Annotated in this window: 18 protein-coding genes; 9 read left to right on the forward strand and 9 right to left on the reverse strand. The window is 64.6% G+C overall.

All coding sequences use genetic code 11. The annotated features are described in order from the left end of the window. Positions 1-77: 77 nt before the first annotated feature. On the reverse strand, positions 78-1,175 hold the full coding sequence (locus FIV42_RS23095) for a sulfotransferase family protein (protein ID WP_168210878.1): 1,098 nt from the start codon (positions 1,173-1,175) through the stop codon (positions 78-80). Between the two features lie 236 nt (positions 1,176-1,411). On the opposite strand from FIV42_RS23095, the gene FIV42_RS23100 reads away from it, so the two are divergent. The 3 genes from FIV42_RS23100 to FIV42_RS23110 all read left to right on the forward strand — a co-directional run bounded on the left by FIV42_RS23100 (position 1,412) and on the right by FIV42_RS23110 (position 4,365). After that, a complete protein-coding gene (locus tag FIV42_RS23100; RefSeq protein WP_141199978.1) occupies positions 1,412-1,774 on the forward strand; it encodes a hypothetical protein in 363 nt (120 codons plus the stop codon). A gap of 177 nt (positions 1,775-1,951) precedes the next feature. Continuing rightward, complete coding sequence (locus FIV42_RS23105; protein WP_141199979.1) at positions 1,952-3,079, forward strand: phosphatase PAP2 family protein; 1,128 nt, start codon at positions 1,952-1,954, stop codon at positions 3,077-3,079. A 167-nt stretch (positions 3,080-3,246) separates the two neighbouring features. Next, positions 3,247-4,365 carry a fatty acid desaturase family protein gene (locus FIV42_RS23110; RefSeq protein ID WP_168210879.1) on the forward strand — a complete coding sequence of 373 codons (1,119 nt, stop codon included), beginning with the start codon at positions 3,247-3,249 and terminating at the stop codon, positions 4,363-4,365. Between the two features lie 108 nt (positions 4,366-4,473). Here the strand turns inward: FIV42_RS23110 and FIV42_RS23115 are convergent, their stop codons facing one another. The 3 genes from FIV42_RS23115 to FIV42_RS23125 all read right to left on the reverse strand — a co-directional run bounded on the left by FIV42_RS23115 (position 4,474) and on the right by FIV42_RS23125 (position 6,982). Beyond that, complete coding sequence (locus FIV42_RS23115; protein WP_141199980.1) at positions 4,474-4,797, reverse strand: PRC-barrel domain-containing protein; 324 nt, start codon at positions 4,795-4,797, stop codon at positions 4,474-4,476. 220 nt (positions 4,798-5,017) lie between these two features. Further along, on the reverse strand, positions 5,018-6,112 hold the full coding sequence (locus FIV42_RS23120) for a YsnF/AvaK domain-containing protein (RefSeq protein ID WP_168210880.1): 1,095 nt from the start codon (positions 6,110-6,112) through the stop codon (positions 5,018-5,020). A 204-nt stretch (positions 6,113-6,316) separates the two neighbouring features. Beyond that, complete coding sequence (locus FIV42_RS23125) at positions 6,317-6,982, reverse strand: YsnF/AvaK domain-containing protein (RefSeq protein WP_141199982.1); 666 nt, start codon at positions 6,980-6,982, stop codon at positions 6,317-6,319. 260 nt (positions 6,983-7,242) lie between these two features. Here FIV42_RS23125 and FIV42_RS23130 point away from each other — a divergent pair, with 260 nt between their 5' ends. Next, complete coding sequence (locus tag FIV42_RS23130) at positions 7,243-8,565, forward strand: D-arabinono-1,4-lactone oxidase (protein ID WP_141199983.1); 1,323 nt, start codon at positions 7,243-7,245, stop codon at positions 8,563-8,565. Positions 8,566-8,584: 19 nt separating this feature from the next. Here the strand turns inward: FIV42_RS23130 and FIV42_RS23135 are convergent, their stop codons facing one another. Then, a complete protein-coding gene (locus tag FIV42_RS23135; RefSeq protein ID WP_141199984.1) occupies positions 8,585-8,890 on the reverse strand; it encodes a PRC-barrel domain-containing protein in 306 nt (101 codons plus the stop codon). Between the two features lie 360 nt (positions 8,891-9,250). Here FIV42_RS23135 and FIV42_RS23140 point away from each other — a divergent pair, with 360 nt between their 5' ends. Further along, complete coding sequence (locus FIV42_RS23140) at positions 9,251-10,192, forward strand: hypothetical protein (protein WP_222615298.1); 942 nt, start codon at positions 9,251-9,253, stop codon at positions 10,190-10,192. Positions 10,193-10,246: 54 nt separating this feature from the next. On the opposite strand, the gene FIV42_RS23145 is transcribed toward FIV42_RS23140, so the two are convergent. After that, the gene (locus tag FIV42_RS23145; protein ID WP_141199985.1) at positions 10,247-11,965 is read right to left on the reverse strand and encodes an RCC1 domain-containing protein; all 1,719 of its coding nucleotides are present in this window, start codon (positions 11,963-11,965) and stop codon (positions 10,247-10,249) included. Between the two features lie 27 nt (positions 11,966-11,992). After that, entirely contained in the window at positions 11,993-12,820 is an 828-nt protein-coding gene (locus FIV42_RS23150) for a tetratricopeptide repeat protein (RefSeq protein WP_141199986.1), read from the reverse strand. Positions 12,821-13,023: 203 nt separating this feature from the next. Here FIV42_RS23150 and FIV42_RS23155 point away from each other — a divergent pair, with 203 nt between their 5' ends. The 3 genes from FIV42_RS23155 to FIV42_RS23165 all read left to right on the forward strand — a co-directional run bounded on the left by FIV42_RS23155 (position 13,024) and on the right by FIV42_RS23165 (position 17,262). Further along, the gene (locus FIV42_RS23155) at positions 13,024-14,193 is read left to right on the forward strand and encodes a DNA gyrase C-terminal beta-propeller domain-containing protein (protein WP_168210881.1); all 1,170 of its coding nucleotides are present in this window, start codon (positions 13,024-13,026) and stop codon (positions 14,191-14,193) included. 264 nt (positions 14,194-14,457) lie between these two features. After that, positions 14,458-16,245: an ATP-binding protein gene (locus FIV42_RS23160; RefSeq protein ID WP_168210882.1), complete on the forward strand. Its 1,788-nt coding sequence runs from the start codon at positions 14,458-14,460 to the stop codon at positions 16,243-16,245. Positions 16,246-16,422: 177 nt separating this feature from the next. Next, positions 16,423-17,262 (forward strand): universal stress protein, encoded by an 840-nt coding sequence (locus tag FIV42_RS23165; protein WP_141199989.1) that lies wholly within the window; start codon positions 16,423-16,425, stop codon positions 17,260-17,262. A 48-nt stretch (positions 17,263-17,310) separates the two neighbouring features. Here the strand turns inward: FIV42_RS23165 and FIV42_RS23170 are convergent, their stop codons facing one another. Then, positions 17,311-20,745 (reverse strand): PKD domain-containing protein, encoded by a 3,435-nt coding sequence (locus FIV42_RS23170; protein ID WP_141199990.1) that lies wholly within the window; start codon positions 20,743-20,745, stop codon positions 17,311-17,313. A 215-nt stretch (positions 20,746-20,960) separates the two neighbouring features. Here FIV42_RS23170 and FIV42_RS23175 point away from each other — a divergent pair, with 215 nt between their 5' ends. Further along, a complete protein-coding gene (locus FIV42_RS23175) occupies positions 20,961-23,591 on the forward strand; it encodes a thrombospondin type 3 repeat-containing protein (protein WP_141199991.1) in 2,631 nt (876 codons plus the stop codon). Positions 23,592-24,623: 1,032 nt separating this feature from the next. Here FIV42_RS23175 and FIV42_RS23180 read toward each other — a convergent pair. After that, positions 24,624-25,304, reverse strand: a complete 681-nt coding sequence (locus FIV42_RS23180) for a class I SAM-dependent methyltransferase (protein ID WP_141199992.1) — start codon at positions 25,302-25,304, stop codon at positions 24,624-24,626. Positions 25,305-25,319 lie beyond the last annotated feature (15 nt).

The following is a 25,319-nucleotide window of genomic DNA, read 5'->3' on the forward strand; positions in this document are numbered from 1 at the left end:
CTCAATCGATACGACGAAATTCGATCTGGAACGCAGCCAGTATCCCACAGTTGTGTGCAGGTGCAAGGCCGGCGACACTACGGTTCGAAGCCGTAGGTGTCGAAGACCTCGCGCAACTCGTGGGCGATGAAGCCCTTGGAGAGTCCATACTGTTCGAGGGAGTAGGAGTGGCTGCTCGTGTGCTTGTCAGCGCGGGCGAGTTCTTCGCGCACCCGCCGGCGCACGTCGTCGGTGAGCGGGCGGTCGAGCCACGCGTAGATGCGCTCGAGAGTCGCCTCCGGGGCGCTGACGAGGTCGTCGAAGCGAATCGTGGTCATCTTCCCCGGCCCCAACTCGGAGCGCGCCCGGTGCATGCGCTTGTAGTAGTCGATGGCGAGCATGGCCAGACGCCGGCTCGGCGCGCCGTCTTCGGGCAACGAGGGCGAAACCGCCGCCCAGGCGGCACGAAACATGCTCACAAATGAGGGGATGCTCTTGTAGGGGTGGCGCACCAGGTGCACGAAACGCGCCTGGGGAAAGGCCGTACGCATGGTTTCGAGTCGGCCGGCCATCAATACGCTCTTGTCGAGCAGTTGTCCGTCGGATTGCTCGGCCTCGAAGATGCGCTGGACGCTGTCGCGGTAGTAGCGCGCCAAGCGCTCGCGCACCGGGGCGGGTAGCGTGTCGACGAAGCCTGCCTCGTGGGCGGCGTCGAGTTCGTGCAACAGAAGATAGAGTCCGGGGCTGAGCAGCGTGAGTACGAAGAGCCCCTCGTCTTCCTCGGGCCTGGAGAAGCCGAGCTGGTGGATGCCGTCCCAGCCGTCGAAGGCGAGGCCCTCGAGTTTATCGAGCGCCCAGCGCAGTGGGCCGCCCACGCGCTTGTCGAGGCGTTCGAGGCCGTGGATGAGCCGAATGATCGACACCGACGGCAAGATGGTGTGGTACAGCTTGAAGTGGGCGAAGTCGTCGTCCAGAGACATCAAACGATGCAAAAAGGTGGTGCCGCTTCGGGGCGCGGCGACGATAAAGATCGGCTCGCCCGGGTCGCGGTCGCGGTAGCCGGGAAACAGCACGTCGTCGAGCGCGCGCCCCATCCGCACGCCCGCGTAGACCATCCGATGCGCGGCGAATAGGCCCAGCGCCCAGCCGATGCGGCGCAAATCGGGCTGCGTGATCGACAGAGTGGTCTTCGCCACTGCGCGTAACGTAGTTTGATCGACGAAGATGGGATCACGCTCAGCAGGCCGGGCCATTGTCTATCCACTCTCGAGGGAAGCACAATTTAGCCCAAACTTAAGACGCGTGCACCCAATGTGAAGCCGAATGAGCGTGGCTGGCTCGCGGTGGGGCGTTTGACGTCATCCCTTGTGGTGTTTAGCGTCCCGACGCACGTTCTCTGATTTTGTGACTCTCCACTTCAAGGAGCACTACTGTGATTAAACTCGTCGTCAAGACACCTAACGACGGAGAACTCCAGACTATCTGCACTCGGGAGTACAACGAAGCTAGCTTCGTGATGCCCGAGCCGCGAAACGTCCTGTCCATCCCCAACGAAGAGGGTGAGGACGAGACGCGCTACTACGTCGAAAACGTCATCCACCACCTTGCCGACGACCAGCCCGAGCTTCAGCTCGTGGTCCGTGACGAGGAAGAGGTCCTGCGCCAGGTGCGCCAGCAGCGCCAGCAGCAGATGCGCCAAATGCAGCAGCTCCAGCAGTCCCAGGGCGGCCAGGGCGGCGGCAACCCGTTTAGCAAGGGCGGCAACAGCGGCAACAACAGCCCGTTTAGCCTGTAAGTCCAGCCGGACATGTCCAAGCAGCCGAAAGAGCCTGGCGGTGCAAGTCCTTGCGCCGCCAGGCTTTTTTGTTTTTAGAAAGGTCATTGGCTACTACCGGGGGGGCGTCTATGATGAAGACCAGAAGAGTCAACAACGTATCAAAGGTAGCGAAGCAACCAAGGCCTCGAGGTGAGTATGCGTCTACGTCGGCGAATTGCCGCTCTGATGACGATGGTGGTGCTGTGGGTTCCGATTTCGGTTTCCGCTCAGTCAGCGCCTGCAGCAGCACAAGCACAAAAAGCAGAACAAGCACAGAAGGCCGAACAGGCACAAGAGCAAGCGGAGCACGACCAGTTACGGCAGGTAGCAGCGCCTACCGAAGAGGCGCGGGAGACAGAGCAGACAGACGAGGACTGGTGGACCCCATGGTACTTGGTCGACTACGGGCTCATCGCTGCGGGAACCACCGCGTTGATCGTCGGCGAAGAAATTGAGCCTACCTACGACGCGGGCATCGGACCGGCCTACAATCCGGATGATCCGGCGAGCTTCTTCGCAAGCCCCGACGCCCAACTCGTCGGCGAGCGCTTTATCGATGAACACCAGGGCGAGACCGTGCCGGCCTCCTGGGTGATGGGCGCCATCGGCGGCGCCACGCTCTATCTGGGCGCGCTCGAAGGCAAGGCGTGGGCCGACGGCTCGGGCTCCGCTCAGCAATTTCACGACATGATGATCGGCTTTCTGGAGACCACCGCGCTTACGGCCGGGGTGACCAACTTGGTCAAGCCTTCGGTGGGCCGGCTGCGTCCCGACTTCCAGGACCGCGCGCTGCGTCACGTCTGCAGCACGGACGCGCCGTCGAACGTCGACTGTGACGGCTACCGAAACCAGCCACTGTCAGACGATCCCGACGAGGCCGAGGCGATCTTGCTCGACGGGCGGCGGAGCTTCTTCTCGGGCCACAGCTCCAACGCGTTCAGCGTGTTCACCTACACCTCGTTGGCCATCGGCGGGCACTACGTCTGGGGCGACGACGCCACCCCTCGAAGCCGCGCTGCGGGCATTTTTGCCCAAAGTCTGCTGATGACGACGGCCTCGTATGTGGCCGGCTCGCGCCTAATTGACGGGCGCCACCATGTCAGCGACGTACTCAGCGGAGCGGCGGTCGGACTGGCTTTTGCCAACTTCTCCTACTGGCGGCGCTTCGACCTCGCCGGCAACCCGCGTGGTCGAGACCTGCAGTTCTGGGAGCAAGTCGACCTCGACATCGAGCTCGGCCCGGCGCCCAACGGGGCCGGCGTGCAGCTTACGGTTCGTCACTGAGAGAGGCCCCAAGACAAATATTGAGCAGCGGGAACTACCAGTCAGCGCTCGTTTGTTGGACTGACGCACCAGTCACCCTTGTGTGTAAATCGCCTTGTGATTTACCTTGGGGCGTGATTGTGTTATTGAAAGACGACGTTCACGAAAATCAGTACCGATGACTGAGTATGCAAACAGAGCAGGGTAGTACCTCGCCCTCCGTGAAGTTCTCGCACGGGGGCGACTTTCGCCGCACGCTGCAAAAGCGTGTGAAGCATTACTTCAAAGACACCGGGCTCGATCAACGCGATCAGCCTGCGATGTATCTCAAGACCGCCGTCATCCTCGGTTGGTTTTTCGCCTCCTACGCAGCTTTGGTCTTCGCTCCGCTTCCGTGGTGGGGGCGTGTGTTGATGGCCATCTCGCTGGGCCTTTCGTGTGCCGGAATCGGCTTTAGCATCATGCACGACGCCGGGCACCGAGCCTATTCGAAGAATAACTGGGTCAATCAGCTGCTTTTCATGTCCCTCGACATGCTCGGTGGCAGTTCGTACGTGTGGCGTTTCAAGCACAACACCCTGCACCACTCGTTTGCCAATATCGACGGCCACGACGACGACATCGATATCGGTTTGCTCGGACGCCTCTCGCCGGAACAGAAGCGCCTGCCGTTTCACCGCTTTCAGCACTGGTATGTGTGGCCACTGTACGGTCTCTTGGTGGTCAAATGGCAGTTTTGGGACGATTTCTACTGCTGGGCGACCGGGAAGGTCGGCGGTCGTGAAATGCCCCGTCCCAAGGGGATGGACGCGGCCGTGTTGGTAGGAGGAAAGCTGGTCTTTCTGGTCTTCGGTTTTGTGGTTCCGGCGCTCATTCACCCCGTCGGCTGGGTCATCGCGTTTTACCTGTTGGCTTCATTCGTCCAGGGTATCGTGCTGGCGACGGTCTTCCAGCTGGCGCATTGCGTCGAAGAGGCCGACTTTCCGGTGCCGCCCGAGAGCCACCGCATGGAGCATGACTGGGCCACTCACCAGTTGATGACGACGGTGGACTTCGCTCAGAAGAACCCGCTTATCACGTGGTATGTGGGAGGCTTGAACTACCAGGTCGAGCACCATCTCTTCCCACGGATCTCACATATCCACTATCCCAAGCTCGCCGAAATCGTTCGCGAAACGTGTGAAGAATTCGGCGTGCCTTACCACGCTCAACCCACCCTGTGGGGTGGCATTCGCTCCCACTTCCGCCACCTGCGTCGGATGGGGCGGCCCGAGACCGCCAGCGAGCCAACGCTGAACGCGGCTTGAACGAAAAAAATCGGAGGCAGGACCTCGAGCCCTGGCAGCGAGGCCTGTGCCTGCCGTCCAGAGCTGGAAGGTCTGCCTCCGATCGTCGTTCTGCCCTTCGTTAAGGTGTCAGGCGCGCGGACGTGTCGACGATGACTCGGAGCCGCGGTAGATCTTCACCCGCGGCTCGGTATGCGTCTGTGTATGCCCCTGCGTGTGCGTCCCCTTGTGCAGGTAGACGCCATCGCTGGTGATGTCGATATCGTCGACCGAGAAGCGCTCGCCGTTGTCGAGGATCACGGTGCGCACAAGCTTGGCGTCGGTATCGACGAGCATGTCGTCGATCTTGCCGATGCGTCCGCCGTCGCGCTCGTAGAGCACCTTTCCGCGAACATCCTCTTTGCGGTCGGACACGTGCCAATCGTCGAGATGGGACAACTTCTTCAGAGCCATGTGCTACCTCCTGGCGTAGAATGGGCGTGAATCAGCCGTTCGATCGATGCGCGGCTCAGTCGATGAGCGCCACAAGGAACCAAACTGCTGCGATCAGGACGATGAGACCGAGAATCCAGCCCCAAATCTGGGCGGTTCTGTCTTTGTTCTTTTCAACTTCGATGCGTGCCATATCGTTGCCTCCGTGGTTTGAGGGTCGCGTTGCAGTGCTCGGCGCGGGTTAGGAGCGCTGGCGGCGCCGGGCGGTTTCGAAGCCGTAGCGGGCCGCGTCACGGTGGTTCGAGAAGGTCCCCTCACCGTGCTCGCGCTCGTAGGCGCGCTTCATGTCAGGCTCCAGATCATTGTACTCACGCCCCTTGTAGCGCTGACTGACGCCAAAGGCGTGGCCGAAGCGATACGCCGGCTCGTAGTGGCTGTAGTCCTTGCCCGTGCTACCGAACTGTGACTTGTGGTGTTGCTTGAAGTCGGACTCGAAGTGGCCGTAGCCGTGCTTGTCGGACACCCCTTCGGTCAGCCGCTCGATGTCGATTTCGGTCTCACGCGCCGTTTCGCGGATGGTCTCGGTATGCTCCTCGACCTCCTTGCCGACGTGGAGCTCCTCCTCGATGCGCGTCTCCTTTTGGACCACCGGCTCCTCGGCGTGCTCGCGCACCTCGATGGTCTCTTCGCTGAAGACGTCCTTGTCTCCTTTGACCGGCTTGTCGACCTTCTCGCGGCGCACGTCGGCGTGCTCCTCGCGAAGGTGGACTTCCTCTTCGACCGGCTTCTCCTTGACGCGCTTGTGCACGCGCAGACCGCCTGTTTCCACGTCGCGCTTGCCGACACGTACGTCTTCGTGCGCTTTGGTGATGCGCGCCTCTTCGCCGGAGCCGAGGATGCGGTTTCGCTCCTGTTCGACCTGCTCACGGTTGTAGAGGTCGGCGTTGGGGTTGAACCCCTGGTAGCCTGTCTCACGCCACTTTTCGCGGCGGCTCGACAGGTCGACCGACTCTTGGTTGTCGAGGTAACGCGCGATTTCGTCGGCCTTGCTGTCGTCGTCGACCTCGGTGATGATCAGGTTTCCGCCGCGGCGAACCGCCTCGGCGAACTCACGCGCGTCGGTCGATGGCACCCCGCGTGACTCGAGCTCGTCGACCAGTTTGGCGGTGGTGTTTTCGCCGCTCCGGCCGATGCCCCAGGGGTCGTTGCCCTCCGAGAGACTTCGCCAAGTCACTGTATTGACGTGCCTTTCGCTCACGCCGTGGTCCTTCAGACCGTTCTTGATGCGGTGGACCGTCTGTTCGCTGTCGAAAAGTCCCACTATTGTCGTAGTCATGGTCATGCCTCCTCATGCGCGATCGCGCCGGGCGAATGTCCCGGCACACCGAACGCGCAGGCTTGGGTTAGGTGCTAGCTGCTATGGCCGTACACAGTGGGGCTTACGAGGCCCGATATGCGGCCTGAATTGTCAGAAATTGGCAGTCAGACAGGTATACTGCAGCGGTAATGCAAGGTGGCGTGAGCCGGAAAACAGCAAATATCAGGAAGGGCGTGATTCGCCCGGCTCGTTGCCAGAATCTGTGCGCTGGCGCTCGATGTCGATGTGCTCGCGCCGCAACGTCACCGGCTCGCTGATATCTTGCGAGTGCCGCACGCGACGCACGTGAACCTCTTCGACGAGCACCAATTGCTTGACCAATCGCTCTTCGAGCACCGGGATGACGACCGTGTCGCCGTCCTGGCGCACTCGCGGTGGCTCGTCGACCACGCGTCCAATGGGCACGCGCTCGATCTTGGCCTCCTCGAAGTCGATGTGGTCGTCGAGGGTGAACTCCTCGGTGTCGACCTGCTTGTGGACGAGCACACGTCCGATGGGACGGCGCTGGCGGCTGACGTTGATATGCTCTCGTGCCACCGTCATGTCGGCGCCGCCGTTGTCGGGCGACGACGTCTCATCGCGCGAGGTCTCATTGCGCGAGGGAGTGCGAGCCCGTGGCCGTGGCTCGGACATCTCGAACTCGTCAAAACGTCCGTCGAGCCGATAGGTCCCGTCGTCGGTCACCGTCACGCGCTCGTGGGGCACCACGGCGCGGCGGCCGTCGCCGAAGGCCACGCTCAGGGTGCCGGCGCGCTCTCCCGAGAGCACGTCGGTCACCAATCTTCCTACCTCTCCTACTTCATCGGTGACCTTCGCTCTTGTCGCCATAATGCTTCTCCGTGCGGCTTGGGATATCTGCACGATATCTGCACGTGGGCAGACACTCGTCGATTCAAACTTACGGTTGTGCGCAAATCGGTCAAACTCTGGAGCAGCGATTGACCCCGGCGGTTGCATTGGCTTTGGTGCTGCGGCATCGTGGGCATACAGGCATTGAAATCGGTGACATTGGGCCTATCGCTTCGACCAGGCACAGGCTGGCTGGGGTAGCCCCCGGCTTCTGAACTCTCCATCCGCGGCTCTCGACGATGCTTCTGACCTCCAAGGCAGCCTCACAACGTGAATTTTGCAACTGGGCGGGCAACCAGACTTGTCGGCCCGCCGGTATCCACATGCCCAGTTCGGAAGCCGAGTTCGTCGAACTCGTCCGGCTGGTACGCGCCCGTGGCCAGACCTTGCGAGTCGTCGGCGCCGGCCATTCGTGGTCGGGCATCGCGTGCACCGACGGTCATTTGGTCAGCCTCGACCGCATGGCGGAGGTGCTCGAGCTCGACGCCGACGCCGGCACCGTGACGGTGGAGGCGGGCGTTCGCCTGCACGCGCTGGTCGACTATTTGCTCGAGCGAGGTATGGCGCTGCCCAACCTGGGCTCGGTGGCCGAGCAGTCTGTCGCAGGCGTCATCTCCACGGGCACGCACGGCACCGGGGTGGGTATCGGCAATTTGTCGTCCATGGTCGAGTCGCTTCGGCTGGTCACCGGCACCGGCGATATCGTCGAGGTCGACCGAGAGAGCGACCCTGCGCTCTTCGCCGCCGCCAGGGTCGGCTTGGGGAGTCTGGGAATCATCACCGCCGTGACGATGCGCTGCGTGCCCGCGTTCAACCTGTACGAGCGCTCCTGGACCCTGCGCTTCGACGAGGCGCTCTGCCAGATGCAGTCGCTCGTCGACCGCCACGACCACATCAAGTTTTGGTGGCTGCCGCACACCGGTCGCATCCAAGTATTTGCCGCCGACCGCACCCCGCGCGAGCCGACACGGGTCAAGCTGATGCATCGCATCGACGACTCCGGGCTGCTCAAGCCGGTTTTTGCTGGGGTGTTGGGGCTGGGCGGGCGCTATCCGGAGATGATCCCGGCGCTCAACTGGCTCGTGGCGGCGACCTATTTTGCCGACTACGAGCTGGTCGACCGCAGCCACCGCGTCTTCAATTTGCCGATGCCGCCGAGTCACCTGGAGGCCGAGTTCGGCTTTGCGCGCGAGGACGCCGAGTCGGCCCTCGAGCAGATGCGTGCGCTCATCGAGTGGGACCAGATTCGGGTGAATTTCATCACCGAGGTGCGCTTTGTGGCCGCCGACGACATCTGGCTGAGCCCGGCCTACGGGCGCGAATCGTGCCAGCTGGGCGCGTATATCGGCGAGACGCCGCAGTGGCGCTCCTATTTTGAAGGGGTCGAGCAAATCGCCTGGCGCATGGGGGCGCGGCCGCACTGGGGCAAGACGTTCTTTGCCGGTGCCGAGCAGATGCGCGAGGTCTTTCCGCACTTCGACGACTTTCTCGAGGTGCGCGAGCGCATCGATCCCGACCGTGTCTTCTCGAACGCGTTTACCCGGCGCGTGCTAGGCAGCTAGTGCCTCGACGGCTCGTGCACTAGGGGCGGTCCATCGGTCGCGACGGCCGATGCGCCCCGGGCGCACGCGCCGGCGGCTCGGCGAGCTTGGTGGCGTGCGGCTCGAGGATGATCTGGCCGTTTTCGTCGATGATGTCCTCGGTCGCGTAGTGGCGCCCGTCTTCGAGTACCACGCTGGTGACGATGCGGGTGTCGGTATCGACGACCATGTCGATGATCGTGCCCAGGCATTCGCCGCTGCGTCGGCACAATTCCTGCCCGCGAATATCTTGGTGTTTGTGCTTGAGCTTCCAGTCGGCGAGCTTCGAGAGTCGCTGGATCGTCATGCTCTACCTCCTGCATGTGTTAGCCGGCAAATTCCGCCACCATCCAAATGAGGGCGAGGATTGCGATGATCGCGACGATCCAACCCCAGAAGGTCGAACTCGCCGCGGCTTTCTTCTCCACCTCGATACGCATCGGTCTGCCTCCACACGGGATCGATGAGTTGGTAGGCAACTCCACTCGCTAAATCTACGGTTGGCCCGCAGGCGGTCAAACTGGGGGCCGAGCGCACTTTCTTCGCTTCATCTTAGATCCATTTGGGCGCGGCTGCGTATCTACCCGTATCGGCCACGACAATCGTGGTGACTCGACTACCAACCTTGGCGACGACAACGGGTACGATGATGAAGACGGCGACGACGATGACGAAGACTGTGTGGATGACGCTGCTCATGTTCGCGGGTCTGGCGCTCTTTGCGAGCGCGCCGGCCCTGGCGCAGTACTCACGGGCCGCCGCCGAGAGCGTGCCCATGAAGACCGAGCGCGTGAAGGTGCGCGACGACTCCGGCAACGTGCGCTACGAGAAGCGAAAGGTGCGCGTCGACTCGGACAAGTGGGGCAACGCCGCCGGCAACCAGTACGACCTGGCGGTCGACGGGGCCTTCGAGGGCCAGACGGTGGCCGTGCTGCACTTCTACACCGGCGAGGGCTTCGACTTTAGCCTCCCCAAAAAGGCGCTCGCCCAGAAAGGGTTCTCGGTCTACCGGTGGATGAACCGGGCGCCGAGCCCCGAAAAGCTCGAAAAGGCGCTCGAGAAGGCGTGCCAGTTGTGGATCATCTCCGGGTCGACTCGCCAGCTCAACGACAAGCACCTGGCGGTGATCAAGAAGTTCTTCGACAGCGGCAAAGGCGTCTATATCTGGGGAGACAACCAGCCGTATTACGCCGACGCCAACGCGGTCGCCAAGGTGCTGTTCAACGGGCAGATGACCGGCAATCTGATGGGCAACCAGACCGTGTCGCTCCAGGAAGAGAAGGGCAAGCCGGGTCTGCTGCCCAACCACCTTTTGACCACCGGCCTCGAGTATATCTACGAGGGGATCACCATCGCGACCATCCAGCCCAACGACGCGCTCGAGCCGCTCATCTACGGCTCGGCGGGTAACCTGGTGTCGGCGTTCTACGACCACGACGGCAAACGCGCCATCCTCGACGGCGGGTTCACCCGGCTCTATATCAACTGGGATACGGCGGGCACCGCGCGCTACGTCAAGAACGCGGCCGCCTGGTTGGTCAACTACGAGCGCTTCGGCGACGAGGTGGTCGCCGCCAAGCACCGCAATCCGAAGGACGAGGAAGAGTGAATCTGGCGGGAGCGACGGCCGGGGTCGCCCCCCGGCCGTCCAGTGGGCCGACAGCTAGTTGTTCGCTCGCGCACAGAGCACCGGCTGCGGGCTCGCTGCATCGTCAGTGTTCCCGGTTCCAAGCTGCCCTTTATTGTTCAGCCCCCAACACAAGACGTTGTCATTCCTGCCCGTGGCACACGTGAAGGACCTGCCTGCATCGATGGTGTTCGCGGCGGTCAGAGTGCCCAGCTGTGTCGGATAGGTATACTGAGTCGGCGGTACCGAGCCTGTGCCGATGGCTCCATCGACGTTCGAGCCCCAGCAGTACGGACGCGAGTTGTCCCTCTCGAGGGCGCAGGTATGGCTGTCTCCCGCACGAACCCACTTGAATTGAGGCGTGTTCTGCACGGGCGTCGGCGCTTGCGTGTCATTGGTGTCGCCGGTGCCGAGTTGCCCACTGGCGTTTAGGCCCCAGCAGTCGACAAAGCCCTGGCTCGACACCGCGCAGGTGTGCCCAAAGCCTCCGTCGACCCGCTCGGCACCGATGCCGTTGGACAGCACGACCTCGAGCGGATCCGCACTGTCGCCCACGTTGGTCGAAATCTGGCCGAGTTGGCCTCCTCCGTTGGCACCCCAACACCACAGCTTGTTGGGCAGGTTGGGGTCGCTTGACTGGCTCACCGCACAGGAGTGCAAATCTCCCAAGCCCAGGTTGATCGGGCGCCCCTGCCAGTCGTGGTCGACAGCGACGGGGCCCTTTTCGTAGGCATTGGTTCCGCTCACGCCGAGTTGGTACTTATCGTTGTCTCCCCAACATAACACGCTGGGCGGGGTCTGATTCGAGCCGCGAGTGATGCCGCAGGTGTGGGCGCCACCACTGGCAATCTTGTGGAAGGACACAGAGGTATTCGTCTGGGTCACGACTTTGACGGGGTTGTCGGAGGACTGGCCCTGGCTGTTGCCGAGCTGTCCGCGCCCGCCAAAACCCCAGCAGAAGACTTCCCCGTTGCTGGCGAGTGCGCAGGTGTGTTCGCCCCCCGCCGAAATCATGGTGATGGGGTTGTTGGGGGACAGCGGAATCCTCTCGGCGCGCATCCTCGAGGGGGAGTTCTCCGCGCCGAATTGGCCCCAGCAATACACGTGGCCTTGCACCAGCATGCAGGCATGGTCGTTCCCGGTGGTGACCATGTCGGCGACGGCTTCGTCGACGATGCCGTCACAATCGTTGTCGATGCCATCGCTCAGAAGTTGGCCGTTGTTGGCCATGCCGCACCCTTGCTCGACGGCGCGGTAATCGGGCGGGGCCACGCATGTGCCGTCTTCATTGAGCACGGCGCGACCGCATGCGCCATCCGAAGATTCATTGTACGGGCAGGGGGTACACCCGTTTTCGGGCACGCCATCGCAGTCGTTGTCGACAAAGTCGCCGCAGATCTCCGGGCCGCAGGTCGACGTGTCGGTGTCTTGGCCGACGTCCTCGCTGGGTGCATCCGGTGTCACGTCCACCCCGGTATCGGTGCTGGGCGCATCGGGCGCCGTGTCAGACGTCGCGTCGGTAGACGCGTCCTCCTGGGGCTCGGCGCCGAGCTTGTAGCACGCGCTGAAGTTCTTGCCGGGCACCGGGCGGCACACGTAGCCGCTGCCACATTGGCCGACGGCGGCCGGATCGCAAGTGAACTGATATTCGTCGACCTGCAACTCCTGGCTACAACCGACCAGGCTGCCCCCAGCCAGCGCCAATGCAAGTCCACATGCCCACCGAAACATCTCTCTTCGAACGACTTGGTACATATCTCTTTCCAGCGGTGTGGCTGATCTCTAAAAGCTCTGGGTCCAGACGACGCGCAGGCCGTCTCGTGTCGTGCTCACGGCCAATCCTTCGTCGCTCTCGGCGTCTCCACGCACGAGCATGTAGATGCCTGCACCGGTCAATAGAGCGCCGCCCACGCTCATGCCGATGCCCACCGCGTCGAGGGTCCGAGCTTGCGAGGCGTTGTCGAGCGCCTGCTGGCGTGTGATCTCGGTCACGTAGCCGTCTCGGCGCGGCGCGTCGTGGACTTCGCTGCGAAGGGAGTCCGCCCACAGCAGCGAGCCGACACCGGCGCCCATCAACGCCACGCCCGACCCGGTGGCCACCCACGCCCAGGTGGGAGGCCCGGCTTCGGCCTGGGGGCCGACCGGTTCGACGGTTGCGTCTTGCTGCCCCGAATCGTCGTTGGTTTCGGAAGGCTCGGTCGCGTCGGCGAGTTGAGTCTCTTTCTCTTTGCACGCCGCGGTCAACTCGGCGGTGTACTCGTCGAGCTTCTTGTCGACCACGCGCGGCGCCGGCGCCTCGACCTTGGGCGCCGTCTTCGCCTTCGCGTACGCCTCGCGCGCCGCCTTGCAGTCACCGAGCTTTTGGTAGGCGCGCCCCAGGTTCAGGTAGGTGATATTGAGCTCGCCTAGCGCCGTCGACTCCTCGAGCACGGCGACGGCCAGCGCGTAATCCTTGCTGATAATCGCGCGGACACCTTGCTCGTTGAGCTTCTGCTGCTCGGCGCTGTATTGGGCGAATTCCTCGGCGTGAGCCACGGCGGGGCTGGCGAGCGCCAGCAGCAGGCCGGTGGCCACGAATGTCACGAATTTCCGGAGATAAAACGGACGCATACGCACAACTTACACCACGTACTCGGTAAAAAAGTGGAACCTGCGCAGTATATGTCCCCCAATGAGCCGGCACAAGGTAGCGTGAGAGGTTTGTTGGGACCAAATGAGTGCAGATGGTTTGCAAATTTGGGCGGCTGCGGTTAGCACTTTGGCAACACGTTCAACCGACGAAGACCTCCAACCCCGAAGACTCTGGTAAGCCCATGTCGATCCTCGACCGCATCATCGCCATCGCCCGCCAAGAATCTGCCCAGGCGCTGCTCGAGACGAGCGCGGCCACGTTGCACGGAGATCTGTACGAAGAGGCTGTCGAGGAGTTCGGCGGCTGGGACGGCGCGCTGGCCGCGGCGCTGGAGAAGGCGCTCGAGGACAACGATCAGGTCACCAAGTCGGCGCGGCGCAAGACGACCAGCCCCGAAGAAGAGGAGGTCGAGCGCGTGGTCACCGAGGCGGCCCGCGAGCCCATCTTCGCTATGTCGACCGAAGGAGCGTTCTTCAAGGTGCCCGGAGGCGACCTGCCGGTCACCGAGGTGCCCTCCATCCCGGCGATGCCGCAAGGGGCCGGGCGGCTCTGGCGCCTCGTGCACCAGGGCGAGCCGAGCGGCGTGATCGTCTTCTCGAATGAGGGGCGCTACTTCGGCCTCGACATGCGCATGGTGCCCAACTGGGATGGCGATTTGATGGACCGGCGCGTCCAGGACGTCATCAAGCTCGACGCCGGCGAGCGCGTCGTGGACCTGTTGCCGCGCAACGCCCTGTACGGCGGGCGACTCATCCACGTGACCCGCGGCGCCAAAGGCAAGGCCTCGGACGTCTCCGACATGAGCTATACCCTCGACCGCCAGGGCCGCGATGCCTTCTTTCTCAACGATGGCGACGAGCCCGTCGCCGTGCTCGCCGGCCCCGAGAAGACCAGCGTCTTTTGCGCGTCGGCCATGGGCAAGGCGATTCACTTCGACGCCGAGGACTTGCGAACCATGGGCCTGCAGGCCGTGGGCGTCAATGTCATGAAGCTCGACGGCGAGCGCGACGCCGTGGTGGCCGCCTTTTTGGGCCACAACGTCGACCAGGTCGCGCTGATCACCGAGCAGGGCATGGGCAAGCGCGTCGACTTCGACGAGTTCCGCCAGCAGGGACGCGCCGGCGCCGGCCTGCAGTTGCTTCGCCTCGATCGAGGCGACCGCGTCGCCGATGTCGTCGCCTGCCAGCCCGGCGGCGACCTCGCCGTGCTCACCGACCGCGGCCGGCTGCACCGCATGCCCGCCACCTCCTTCCGCAAAATGGGCCGCCCCGCCAAGGGCGACCGCCAAATCGAGCTGATCGACGACGAGAAGGTCGTCGGCCTCGCCGCGCTTCCCTGTGGGAAGGTCTGATACGCGGTAAGGCTTAATGGGCGGCGCAAATCTTAACCCAAGTTTAATGCCTCAGCCTTTGCTCTCGGTGGTGTGACGCCTATAATCAACGCCCACGTAGTTGATGAACTAAGTTGTATCATCTCGACGAGTGAATGAACGGCCCTGCACGGGTTCGGGCGCATGGATGCGTCTTGGCCTCGTCGGCCCCGACTTTCGGGTGGCCCGAGTTATTCGGGTGGTCTGGATATTTCATGGTTATCTACCGAGAGTGAGAGAATTAAAATGACGACGACTGAGCACACGACACGGACACCGTCGACAACTGCTCGGTGTCAGCACACCGCGAAGTTCTTTGTCGAAGAATCAGATCTCTACAGCACGCTCGCGCACTTCGTGAGCGAAGGGTTGAACGACGACCAGGGGGTGGTCGTCACGGCAACACGCTCGCATTGGAAGGGCTTGAGGCTCCACCTGTCGAACGCCGACGTGCGCATCGACGAGGCGATTCAACAAGACCAGCTCGTCTTCTTGGACGCCCGAGAGTTGCGCAACGCGATCATGGTCAAGGGCACGCCCGACCAGGAACGGTTCGACGAGATCATCGGCGAGCAGTTGGCCCAGATGGTCGAGCGTTGGTCGCACGTTCGCGTCTACGACGAGACCGTCGACGTGTTGGCCGCCGACTCGCAATTTGGTCCCATGCGCCAGCTCGAGCAGCTCTGGGAGCAGCTGCGCAGCCGCCACGAATTTACCCTGATGTCCGGCTACGGACTCGAGCATTTCGGCGAGTTCGACGAGGAGGAGCCGTTCGACAACGTCTGCAACGCGCACCAAGAGGTGCTCGCCGCCGATGACGACGGTGGCCGCCAGGTGGCGCGTTGGCAACGCCGGGCGATCGTGCTGAGCAAGCGTCTCGAGCAGGAGCAGCGAGCCAATCGAGAACTCGAAGAGGCGCTCGAAGAGCAGCGCGAGCGTCAACGGCGTGTCGACGAGTTCATGGGCCAGTTCACTCACGAGCTTCGCAACCCGCTGGCGCCCATCCTGACGGCCATCGAGATGATGAACCTGCGCGGCGACGCCACCAACGAGCGTGAGCGCAGCATCATCGAGCGCCAGGTCGGCAACTTGGTGGCGTTGGTCGACGACTACCTCGATGCCTTTCGCCTGACCTTCGGCGATGTCGAGCTGCAGGAGATGCGCATCGAGGCCGCTGACGTCGTCGGCGAAGCCGTCGCGAAGGTCGCTCCCCTCATCGAAAAGCGCGACGTGCACCTGAAGGTCGACGTGGCCAATACCGGGCTGATGCTCGAGGCCGACCCGCAGCGGCTCGCGCAGGCCATCGCTCAGCTGGTCGACAACGCCGCGCGTGCGTCGGAGCCGGGCCAAGATATCTTGCTGCGCGCCGAGCGCGAGGCCGGCTCGGTGGCCATCTCGGTGCGCGACGAAGGTGCAGGGATGGAGCCGGCGATGTTGGACGAGGCGTTCGACATGTTCAGCCGCGGCGAGCGTACCGACTACCGCGGACTCGGCCTGGGGTTGGCGCTGGTCCGCAAGGTCGCCAAGCTGCACGAAGGTGCCGTGGCAGCCTATAGCGATGGCCCCGGTCGCGGCAGTGAGCTTGTCGTGCGGCTTCCGCTGGCCAAGCCCGAGGCGACGCGCCCGAAGGTCTCGCGGCTCTGTCGCGACGAGATCGAGTCGGGCGGAAAGGTCTTGGTGGTCGACGACAACCAGGACTTCGCGAGCATGCTCGCGGAGACACTCGAGTTGCTCGGCCACGAGGTCGAGCTGGCGAACGACGCCACCAGTGCGATCGCGCTGTTCGACGAGCACCGACCCGACGTGGCGCTGCTCGATATCAACCTGCCCGAGATGACCGGCCACGAACTCGCCGAGAAGCTCGAGCGACGCAGCGGGCGGGGCCACGAGCTTCGACTGGTGGCCGTGACCGGCTACAGCGACGACAAGAAGCGCGAGCTCAGCGAGCAGTTGGGCTTCGACGCTCACCTGGTCAAGCCGATCGTATTGTCGCAGCTACAGCAGACGCTCGACTCGGTATTCGACGACGACTGAGGCTTGGCAGGCGCAGTATTTGCGTTTCTTATCGTGAACAGTGACAAATTTGCGCCTCGAACGGGGTAAATGGCCAAGTGATTGACGTGCCACCGGCTTTAGGAGCCGGTGGCATTTCTTTTGCTATCTCTGCAGGGCAGCGAAAGAACACCATCACTCCTTTGGAGGCCTACGCCTATGGAAACCCAAGCTTCGAAGAAATCGTTCACGATCGCCCACGCCACCGACCTCGACCCCAACGGCGGCGTCGCGTTTCGCCACAGCGTTGCGTTGGCGCGCGATACTGACAGCGTGCTCTACTCGCTGCACGCCAACCCCGTCTCGCGCGAAGACGGCCGCAAGATGCCCGACGCCAACGAGATGCTGCGTCAGTGGCATTGGAACGGCGGCAACGGCAGCGACGCGCCCACCGTCGAGTTCCACAAGATGTTGCACGAGTGCTGCGACGACGCCGTCGACACTCTTCTGGACGCCATGCGTCGCATCGAGCCCGACCTGCTCGTGGTCGGCAAGCATCAAAGCGGTGGATTCTTCGAGATCATGCACGACAGCGTCTCGGAGGCCCTGGCGCTGAACACCAATATCCCCACGCTCTTCTTGCCGCTGGAGAGCCCCGGCTTTGTCGACGAAGAGAGCGGCGCAATGAAGCTCGAGCGGATTCTGGTGCCCGTCCAAGACGAGGCGACGTTCCTGCAGTCTTTCGAGAAGGTGGGAGAGCTGCTCGAGCGGATGGGCAATCCGGCCTGTGAGGTGGTGCTGCTTCACGTCGGAGACGACGACGTGCTCGACTCGATGGTCGTGCCCGAGACCGATGACAAGACGACGTGGAAGATGGTGGAGGGGGAGGGCGATCTTGCCGAAGCGATCTTCGACTGCGTCGAAAACTGCACCGTCGACCTGATCGTGATGGGCACCCGCGGTCACGACAGCATCGGCGACGTCTTCCGAGGCAGCCGCACCCAGCGAGTCGTGCGTCGCTCGCCGTGCCCGGTCCTCTCGGTCCCGCTGGTCGACTGATGCGTCTTTAGCGCCTGGCGGCGCGGTCGCGCCGCCAGGCACCACTCTTTAGTACAAGTCGATGTCGACAATATACTCGTACGGCTCCGAAATCCCCGCCGACGAGGTCGACGAATCTTCCATGACAATCAGGTAGTAGGTCCCTGCCGTCAGGCCGGTGAAGTTCTCGGTGAAGCCGATATTGCAACCGACGAACGCGCTGTCGAGGTCGGTGCACGGCGAGCCGGTGAGCACCGAGTCGAGGTCGACGTTGGCGTTGTCGTCCAGGTCGAGCATCACGTCGGCGGTCATGCCGCTGGGGACGGTGAAGCTGAAGACCTGGTCGGGGCCGCCGAAGGTGTTGCCGGTGGCGCTGCAGGTGCCGCTGCCGCCGGCCGCCAGCGACGTGAAGTCGTTGGACAGGCCGCCCAGGTCACTCTCGACGACGAAGCGTCCGGCCACGCCGGCGGCGAGCTCGTAGGCGTCGCCGCAGGTGTCGGCGCTGTTCGTCAGCGTCAGCGTGTTGGCGGCGCCCGGCGTCGGCACGCGCCACATATAGAAGTCGACGCTGTTGTCGCCGGTGTCGGTGCCGTCGGCGTCGCGGCCCAGCGAGTAGTCGTCGGGGGCGTCGTCGGTCGAGGCGCCTTCGCCGGCGAAGTTGCCCGGCGCGGCCGAGAAGTCACCGTAGCCCACCGCGTCGATGACGGCGCCGGTGTCGTCTTTGAGCACCAAGCTGTCCTCACCGTTTTGCAGGTCGGCGAAGGCGTCGGTGATGTCCTCGTTGGCCGCGCTTCCGTCGCCGACGACCAGGTAGCCGTCCTGCGGCATGGTCGTGCCTTGCGGGAAGGTCAGCGTGTCGTAGGAGCTTCCCGTCGAGCCGTTGATGCCCTCCAGGCTGTAGCCCGAGATGTCCATGCCGGGCGTGCCGTACAGCTCGACGAACGTGCCCGTGTCGCTCCCGGCGGTGCGGTAGAGCAATTCGTTAATCAGAAGCTTCTCGATGGTGTACGACTGTGGGCCGCCCACGTTGTTGGTGCGGTCGAGGTCCGGGTTGCTCTCGTACGGGTCGATGAGCATATACGCGTCGTAGTCGCCGATGGGCAGGTTCGTGGCGCCCGTGGTCACGGTGACCGTCTGGCCTACGGCGACGTCCTGCGAGACGTACTCGCTGATATCGTAGGAGGTGGTGTCGTCGGGCGCGGCGCTCAGGTCGTGGAAGAAGCGCACGAAGAACGATGCGGTCGCGTCGGTGGTGCCGCGGTTCTCGATGACGACCTCGTATTGGACGTCCGAGCCGGTGGCCACGGCCGTAAACGACTGCACGGCCAGGTCCGGGGCCATCGCCAGGGCGTTGATCTGAATGGTGTCGCTGGCGGTGTCGCCGTCGGCGTCGGTGACCACGACCTCGGCGTCGTACACGCCGATATTGTTGTAGGTGTGGCTGACCGACTGGCCGCTCTGCGGCGAGGTGCCGTCGCCGAAATACCAGGTGTAGGTGAGCGGGGCGTTGCCGCCGCTGGCGCTGGCCGAGAAGTTCACCGACAGGGGCGCCGCGCCGGTGGTCGTGTCCGCGCTGGCGGTCACCGCCGGCTGGCTATTGTCGGCGGCCTGGATGGTCACCGTGTCGCTGTCGGTGTCGCCGTTGGCGTCGGTCACCGTGACGGTGGCCGTGTGGCTTCCGGCGGTGGTGTACGAATGGCTCGGGTTCTGGACGGTGCTCGTGGGCGTGCCGTCGCCGAAGTTCCACTCGTAGGTGAACGGCGCGTCGCCGTTGGCGACCGCGGCGTTGAAGTTGACGTTGAACGGCACGATGCCCGAGGCGGGCGAAGCCGACGCCGACACCTGCGGCACCGAGTTGTCGTTGACCTCGATGACGACCGTGGCGCTGTCCGAGTCGCCGTTGTCGTCGGTCACCACCACCGTGGCGGTGTAGGTGCCCGGCGACTGGTAGACGTGCGTGGGGTTCTGGTCACTCGCCGAGTTGCCGTCGCCGAAGTTCCAGGCGTAGTTCAGCGGGGCGTTGCCGCCGCTGGCGCTGCCGAAGAATTGGACCTGCAGCGGCGCGTAGCCGCTTTTGGGCGTCGCCGAGGCGCTCGCCGAGGGGACGAGGTCGCTGCCCACGTCGATCTGGACGCTGCCCGAGGCCGAGTCGCCGTTGGCGTCGGTCACGGTGACGCTGGCGTTGAACTGGCCGGCCGTCTGGTAGGTGTGCACCGGGTTGGCCGACGTCGAGGTGTTGCCGTCGCCGAAATTCCACGCGTAGGTCAGGCTGCCGTCGCCGCCCGAGGCGTTCGAGCTGAACTGGACTTGCAGGGGCGCCAAGCCGCTCTCCGGGGTGGCCGTCGGGCCGACCGAGGGGACGGTGTTGTCAGTCGCGGTCACGGTGATGCTGTCGGTGGCCACGTCGCCGTTGGCGTCGGTCACCGTTACGCTGACCGCGTAGTCGCCGGCGGCTTGGAAGGTGTGCGAGGGCTTGCGGGCCGAGGAGGTCTCGCCGTCGCCGAAGTCCCAGGCGAACTCGAGGGGCGCGTCGCCGCCCTGGACCTGCGGGTCGAACTGCACGCTCAGCGGCGCGATGCCGCTCTGGGGGCTCGCCGCGATTTCGGTGATGGGGGCGGTGTTGTCGGCCACCTGAATCTGGACGCGGTCGGTGGCGGTCTGCCCGTCGGCGTCGGTCACTTTGAAGACCGCCGAGAAGGTGCCCGGGGTGGTGTACTCGTGCGAGGGGTTCTGCGCGTCGGTGCTCGCCGAGCCGTCGCCGAAGGACCACTCGTAGGTGAACGGCTCGTTGCCGCCGACGACCGAGCCGTTGAACGACACGGTCAAGGGCACGATGCCCGACGAGGGCGAGGCGCTGGCCGAGGCGACCGGGGTCTCGTTGTCGGCCACACGAATCTCGGTGGTGGCCGGATCGCTGTCGACGCCGGTGGCCGTGTCGGTCACCACCACCGAGGCGGTGAAGGTGCCGGCCGTCTCGTAGCGGTGGCTGGGCGTCTTGCCCGTGCCCGTCGAGCCGTCGCCGAAGTCCCAAGCGTAGCTGTACTCGCCCGAGCCGCCGGTCACGTTGGCGGTGAACGACACATTGAGCGGGGCGATGCCCGACTCCGGGGTGGCCGTGACGCTGGCGGTCGCGGCTTCGGCCGGGACGACCGAGATGGTCAGCGACTTGACCGTGCTGCCGCCGAGCGCGTCGGAGACGGTGGCCGTGGCGGTGTACTCACCGACCTCGGTGTAGGTGTGGGTGACCTCGGTGCCGGTGCCCGTGGCCCCGTCGCCGAAGGCCCACTGCACATACAGCGGCTCGGTGCTCGTGTTGGCGACCACCGAGAACGACACCTCTAGCGGCGCCTGGCCGCTCATCGGGGTCGCTTCGACCATCTCGACCGACAGATCCGACTCCTCTTGAGGGGCGTCGGCCGCGCAGGACGCGAGCGAGGCGGCCGCGAGAAAGAGGGTCGAGACGAGGGCGAAAAAACGTGCCTTTCCAAATAAGGAAGGGGCCATTGCGTACTCCTTACTGCGCAAAAACGTTGGCTATAACGCGAGCAGCAATAGCAGGCATGCAATCGCTCGGCAACACCCGCGCCGGGTCGTGTCACCAGTAGTTCACACAACGTGTTTGTTTTTCGAAGCCGACAGGATTACGATGCTCTTGTCTCTTTTTTGATACAGACGTCCTTGTGGGGGAGCGTCACTTCCCCTGCATTAAAGATGTCCTTATGAAGAAGCTCGTCTTTCCGGCGGTCGTCGCCGCAGCCCTTCTCTCCAGCTTGCCCGCGAGCGCCCAGACGCTCGTCGAAGATTTCGCCGACCCGCTCGTCGATTGGCGAAGCGACTGGCTCAAGCTCAACAGCAACCTCGAAAACTACTACGTGGCCGGCGGCGGCACGGCGGGAGACCGGGGCAACAACCCCACCGGGCTGTGGCTGTCGGACGGCTCGAACTCCGGTGATGCCGATATTGTCTTTACGGGCAGCTACGGCGACGCCATCCGGCGCCTCGAGCTCGACGCGGCCTGCTGGTCGACGGGGACGGAGTTCTACGCCTTCGACAAAGACGGCACCGAGATCTTCAGCCAGGCGTGCACGTCCAACGACGGCACCCCGGTGCAGACGTATCCCCACCACTTCACGGTGACCTCGACCAACGGCATCGGCGGCTGGGGCTTTCGCGGCGGCGGCATCGAAGGCAACACGGCCATCGACAACGTGACCGTCGAGCTCGGCCCGGTGGTCACTGTCGACGCCGGCGGGGGCTACACCGTCGCCGAGGGCGGCACCGTCTCGGTGAGCGCGACCTGCCCGAGCGCCAACTGCGCGAGCTACGATTGGGACATCGACTGCGACGGCACCACCGCCTACGACGACGCGAGCGGGCAGTCGGCCACCTTCTCGGCCGCCACCCTCGACGGCCCGTCGACCTGCCAGATCGCGGTGCAGGCATGCGACGGCTCGGGAACCTGCAGCACCGACACGGCGGTCGTCGACGTGACCAACGCCGCGCCGACCATCACCTCGACCCCGCCGACGACGATCCAGGTCGGCGACACCTACACCCACACCCTCACGGCGAGCGACCCGGCGAGCGCGGACACGCTTAGCTTCGCGCTGGCCGGCGGCCCCGCGTCGATGACGTTGTCGGGCGATACGCTCTCGTTTGCCCCCAATTGCGGCGACGTGGGCACACACACTGTGATGGTGACGGTGAGCGATGACGACGGCGCGACCTCCAACCTGACCTACGATCTGACGGTCGAGCAGCGCGATAACGACGGCGACAGCGTCGGCGACTGCGACGACAACTGCGCCGCGCTGGCCAACCCGGCGCAGACCGACGCCGATGGCGACGGCACCGGCGACGTGTGCGACCCCGTCCCGGTGGCCAACGCCGACACCTACAGCACCGCCGAGGACACCCTGTTGACCGTGGTCACCCCGGGCGTGCTCGACAACGACAACGACTCCGACGGCGACGCCATGACCGCCGCGGTCGTCCAGGCCCCCACGAGCGGCACCCTCACGCTCAACGCCGACGGCTCGTTCGACTACCAGCCCAACGCGAACTTCAACGGCACCGACACCTTCACCTACGCCGCCTCAGACGCGGCCAACGCCTCGACCCCGGCGACGGTCACCGTCACCGTCACCGCGGTCAACGACGCCCCGGTGCTCGTCGACCCGACCCCGACCGGCCCGCTGACGGCCACGGCCGGCACCGAGCTTAGCTTCACCATCGTGGGCACCGACCTCGACGGCGACACCTTGAGCTACGACGTGCCCAACCTGCCCACGGGCGCGAGCGTCGACGCCACGAGCGGCGCGTTCGCCTGGACGCCGACCTATCTCGACGCCGGCACGCATACCGTGACCCTCGTGGTCAGCGACGGCGCCGCCCAGGACACCCGCGACGTGGACATCGAAGTCGTCACCGCCGACGAAGACGGCGACGGCCTGTACGACGACTGGGAGACGAGCAACGGCCTCGACCCGACCACCGCCGACACCGACGCCGACGGCATCGCCGACGCCGAAGAGGTGGGCGACGATCTCGACAACCCGGTCGACACCGACGCCGACGGCACCATCGACGCCCTCGACACCGACAGCGACGAAGACGGCGTCGCCGACGCCGACGAGGCCGGCGACAACGACCTGGCCACCGCCGCGGTCGACACCGACGCCGACGGCACCCCCGACTACCGCGACCTCGACAGCGACGAGGACACGGTCGGAGACGACACGGACAACTGCCGCCTCGTCGCCAACCCCGACCAGGCCGACGCCGACGCCGACGGCCAGGGCGACGCCTGCGACGACGACCTCGACGGCGACACCATCGCCGACGACGCCGACAACTGCCCCGAGGTCGCCAACACCGACCAGGCCGACCTCGACGGCGACGGCACCGGCGACGAGTGCGACGGCGACATCGACGGCGACGGCACGGACAACACCGCCGACAACTGCCCGCTGACCGCCAACGCCGACCAGACGAACACCGACGCCGACGAGTTCGGCGACGCCTGCGACGAGGACGACGACGAAGACGGCACCCTCGACGACGCCGACAACTGCCCGCTGGTCGCCAACGCCGACCAAGCCGACTTCGACGAAGACGGCCAGGGCGACGCCTGCGACGATGACGCCGACGACGACGGCGTGGTCGGCGATGCCGACGCCTGCCCGCTCGACCCCAACGAGACCGACGACGGCTGCCCCGCGACCTACCAAGGCGCCTCGGCCGGTAGCGGCTGCGCCTGCAGCAGCACACAGGGCCCGACCGGCAGCTTCGCCGCCGCGATGTTCTTCTTGCTGGGACTCGCCGGCCTGCGGCTGCGCCGCCGCGATTGAGCGATGGGGTCAATCGGTGCGTGGGCATCTTGCCCGCGTTCTCGGTGCGGGGGCATCTTGCCCTCGTTCTCGGTGCGTGGGCATCTTGCCCTCGCAGGCAACCGCCTCACCCCAACAATCACTTGTGGTGAATAAGCCGACCATTCGCCCCCCACGGCCGTAGTTTCAGGCCGAAGGGGGGCAGGCGCAAAGCGCCGGGGGGTTGAGGTAGCTGATCGGCAAGGCCTACAGAATCAAACCAGACCAAACTGGTCTGCTCCCGACAACAACACATCTACTTACACATCTACTTACGCTCCGCCTACGCCTTCTGCGCGTCGACTCGTCTATCGGAGCGAGTGCTTGCAGCGCTCGCAGACGAGGGCAAGATGCCCACGCACCGAACAAATCGCGCGCTATCGGAGCGAGTGCTTGCAGCGCTCGCAGACGAGGGCAAGATGCCCCCGCACCGAACAACTCGCGCGCTATCGGAGCGAGTGCTTGCAGCGCTCGCAGACGAGGGCAAGATGCCCACGCACCGAACAAATCGTGCGCTATCGGAGCGAGTGCTTGCAGCGCCCGCAGACGAGGGGGGGAAGGGTGTGGACGAGGGTTGCGACAATGCTCACGGCGGCCAAAAATTTCTCACCGACCCATTGCTGCAACTTGTTGACGAGTCGCAAAATCGCTCGCCGACCCATTGCGATACCGTGATCGCTTCTCGCTCGAAAGCTCGCCGAGGGGTTGCTGCAACGGGGCGAACAGGCCTCGAGCAGCTCGTCGAAGGGTTGCTCGAAGGGGCGAGCTCGCTCCTCGATCCCCAGGGCGGGGGTTGCACCAACCCTCCGGCGAGGCCCCGGGAGCGACCTTCGAGGGTGATGGCAACCCTCGCCGACAGGCTCTCAGAGCTCGCTTACATGTTGCAGCAACCTATCGACGAGCGATTTTGCGACTCGCCCAAGGGTTGCAGCAATGGGGTGACGAGCGATTTTGGAACTCGCTTACATATTGCAGCAATGGGGGACCACGTCGTCTCGATCCAACGCGCGGGCTTCACGGCTCCCTCCGCTGCAGCAAAAACATGAAGTGCGAGCAGGCCCAGCGGCCCAGCCGGCTCTGGGCGACCGCGCTATCGGCGGGGCGCCACACGCGGCGGGCCGTCTCGGGCAGGCGGTGCACCGGAGCGAACATCACGCCGCGAAAGTCGACCAGCTCGAAGAGCGGCGAGGCGAGCCTGCGGACCTCGAGCGGGTGCAGTGCGGTGGCGCAGTGCCAGCCCTCGGGCTGGTAGTCGTTGAACCGGCGGCGTAGGTCGGAGGGGGCGTCGAAGGCGAGCAGCCCGCCGGGGCGAAGCACGCGGTGGCATTCGGCGAGGACTCGCCGGATATAGGACGGGTCGAGGTGCATGAAGAAGTGCAGCGAGAAGACCGCGTCGAAGCTCTCCGGGGCATAGGGGAGGGCGTCGGCGCGGGCGCACTCGATCGGGGTGTCGGGATGGCGGTGCCGTGCGCGACCGACCATCGCAGCGCTGGCGTCGACGCCCGCCGTGGCAAGGTCGAGGGTGCGCCCGGTGCCACACGCGAGGTCGAGCCGGTCGACCCCGGGCTCGTCCGGCAGCCACTGCGCGAGCACCTCGCGCTCTTGTCGGTCCAAGAACTGGCCCCAGGTGTGGCCAAATCGGGTGTCGTCGTAGGTGGGGGCGAGTTGGTCGTAATAGTCGACGACCTCATCCATGAGCGCTCCTGTTCC

The sequence above is a fragment of the Persicimonas caeni genome, from assembly GCF_006517175.1.
GTDB classification, from domain to species: Bacteria; Myxococcota_A; Bradymonadia; order Bradymonadales; family Bradymonadaceae; genus Persicimonas; species Persicimonas caeni.

Bases quoted from the DNA above. Each gene is read 5' to 3' on its own strand.
- FIV42_RS23115 (WP_141199980.1), bottom strand. From the start codon at position 4,797: ATGGCTCTGAAGAAGTTGTCCCATCTCGACGATTGGCACGTGTCCGAC.
- FIV42_RS23105 (WP_141199979.1), top strand. From the start codon at position 1,952: ATGCGTCTACGTCGGCGAATTGCCGCTCTGATGACGATGGTGGTGCTG.
- FIV42_RS23145 (WP_141199985.1), bottom strand. From the start codon at position 11,965: ATGTACCAAGTCGTTCGAAGAGAGATGTTTCGGTGGGCATGTGGACTT.
- FIV42_RS23120 (WP_168210880.1), bottom strand. From the start codon at position 6,112: ATGACTACGACAATAGTGGGACTTTTCGACAGCGAACAGACGGTCCAC.
- FIV42_RS23180 (WP_141199992.1), bottom strand. From the start codon at position 25,304: ATGGATGAGGTCGTCGACTATTACGACCAACTCGCCCCCACCTACGAC.
- FIV42_RS23135 (WP_141199984.1), bottom strand. From the start codon at position 8,890: ATGACGATCCAGCGACTCTCGAAGCTCGCCGACTGGAAGCTCAAGCAC.
- FIV42_RS23140 (WP_222615298.1), top strand. From the start codon at position 9,251: ATGACGAAGACTGTGTGGATGACGCTGCTCATGTTCGCGGGTCTGGCG.
- FIV42_RS23170 (WP_141199990.1), bottom strand. From the start codon at position 20,745: ATGGCCCCTTCCTTATTTGGAAAGGCACGTTTTTTCGCCCTCGTCTCG.
- FIV42_RS23155 (WP_168210881.1), top strand. From the start codon at position 13,024: ATGTCGATCCTCGACCGCATCATCGCCATCGCCCGCCAAGAATCTGCC.
- FIV42_RS23150 (WP_141199986.1), bottom strand. From the start codon at position 12,820: ATGCGTCCGTTTTATCTCCGGAAATTCGTGACATTCGTGGCCACCGGC.
- FIV42_RS23160 (WP_168210882.1), top strand. From the start codon at position 14,458: ATGACGACGACTGAGCACACGACACGGACACCGTCGACAACTGCTCGG.
- FIV42_RS23125 (WP_141199982.1), bottom strand. From the start codon at position 6,982: ATGGCGACAAGAGCGAAGGTCACCGATGAAGTAGGAGAGGTAGGAAGA.
- FIV42_RS23130 (WP_141199983.1), top strand. From the start codon at position 7,243: ATGCTTCTGACCTCCAAGGCAGCCTCACAACGTGAATTTTGCAACTGG.
- FIV42_RS23165 (WP_141199989.1), top strand. From the start codon at position 16,423: ATGGAAACCCAAGCTTCGAAGAAATCGTTCACGATCGCCCACGCCACC.
- FIV42_RS23110 (WP_168210879.1), top strand. From the start codon at position 3,247: ATGCAAACAGAGCAGGGTAGTACCTCGCCCTCCGTGAAGTTCTCGCAC.
- FIV42_RS23175 (WP_141199991.1), top strand. From the start codon at position 20,961: ATGAAGAAGCTCGTCTTTCCGGCGGTCGTCGCCGCAGCCCTTCTCTCC.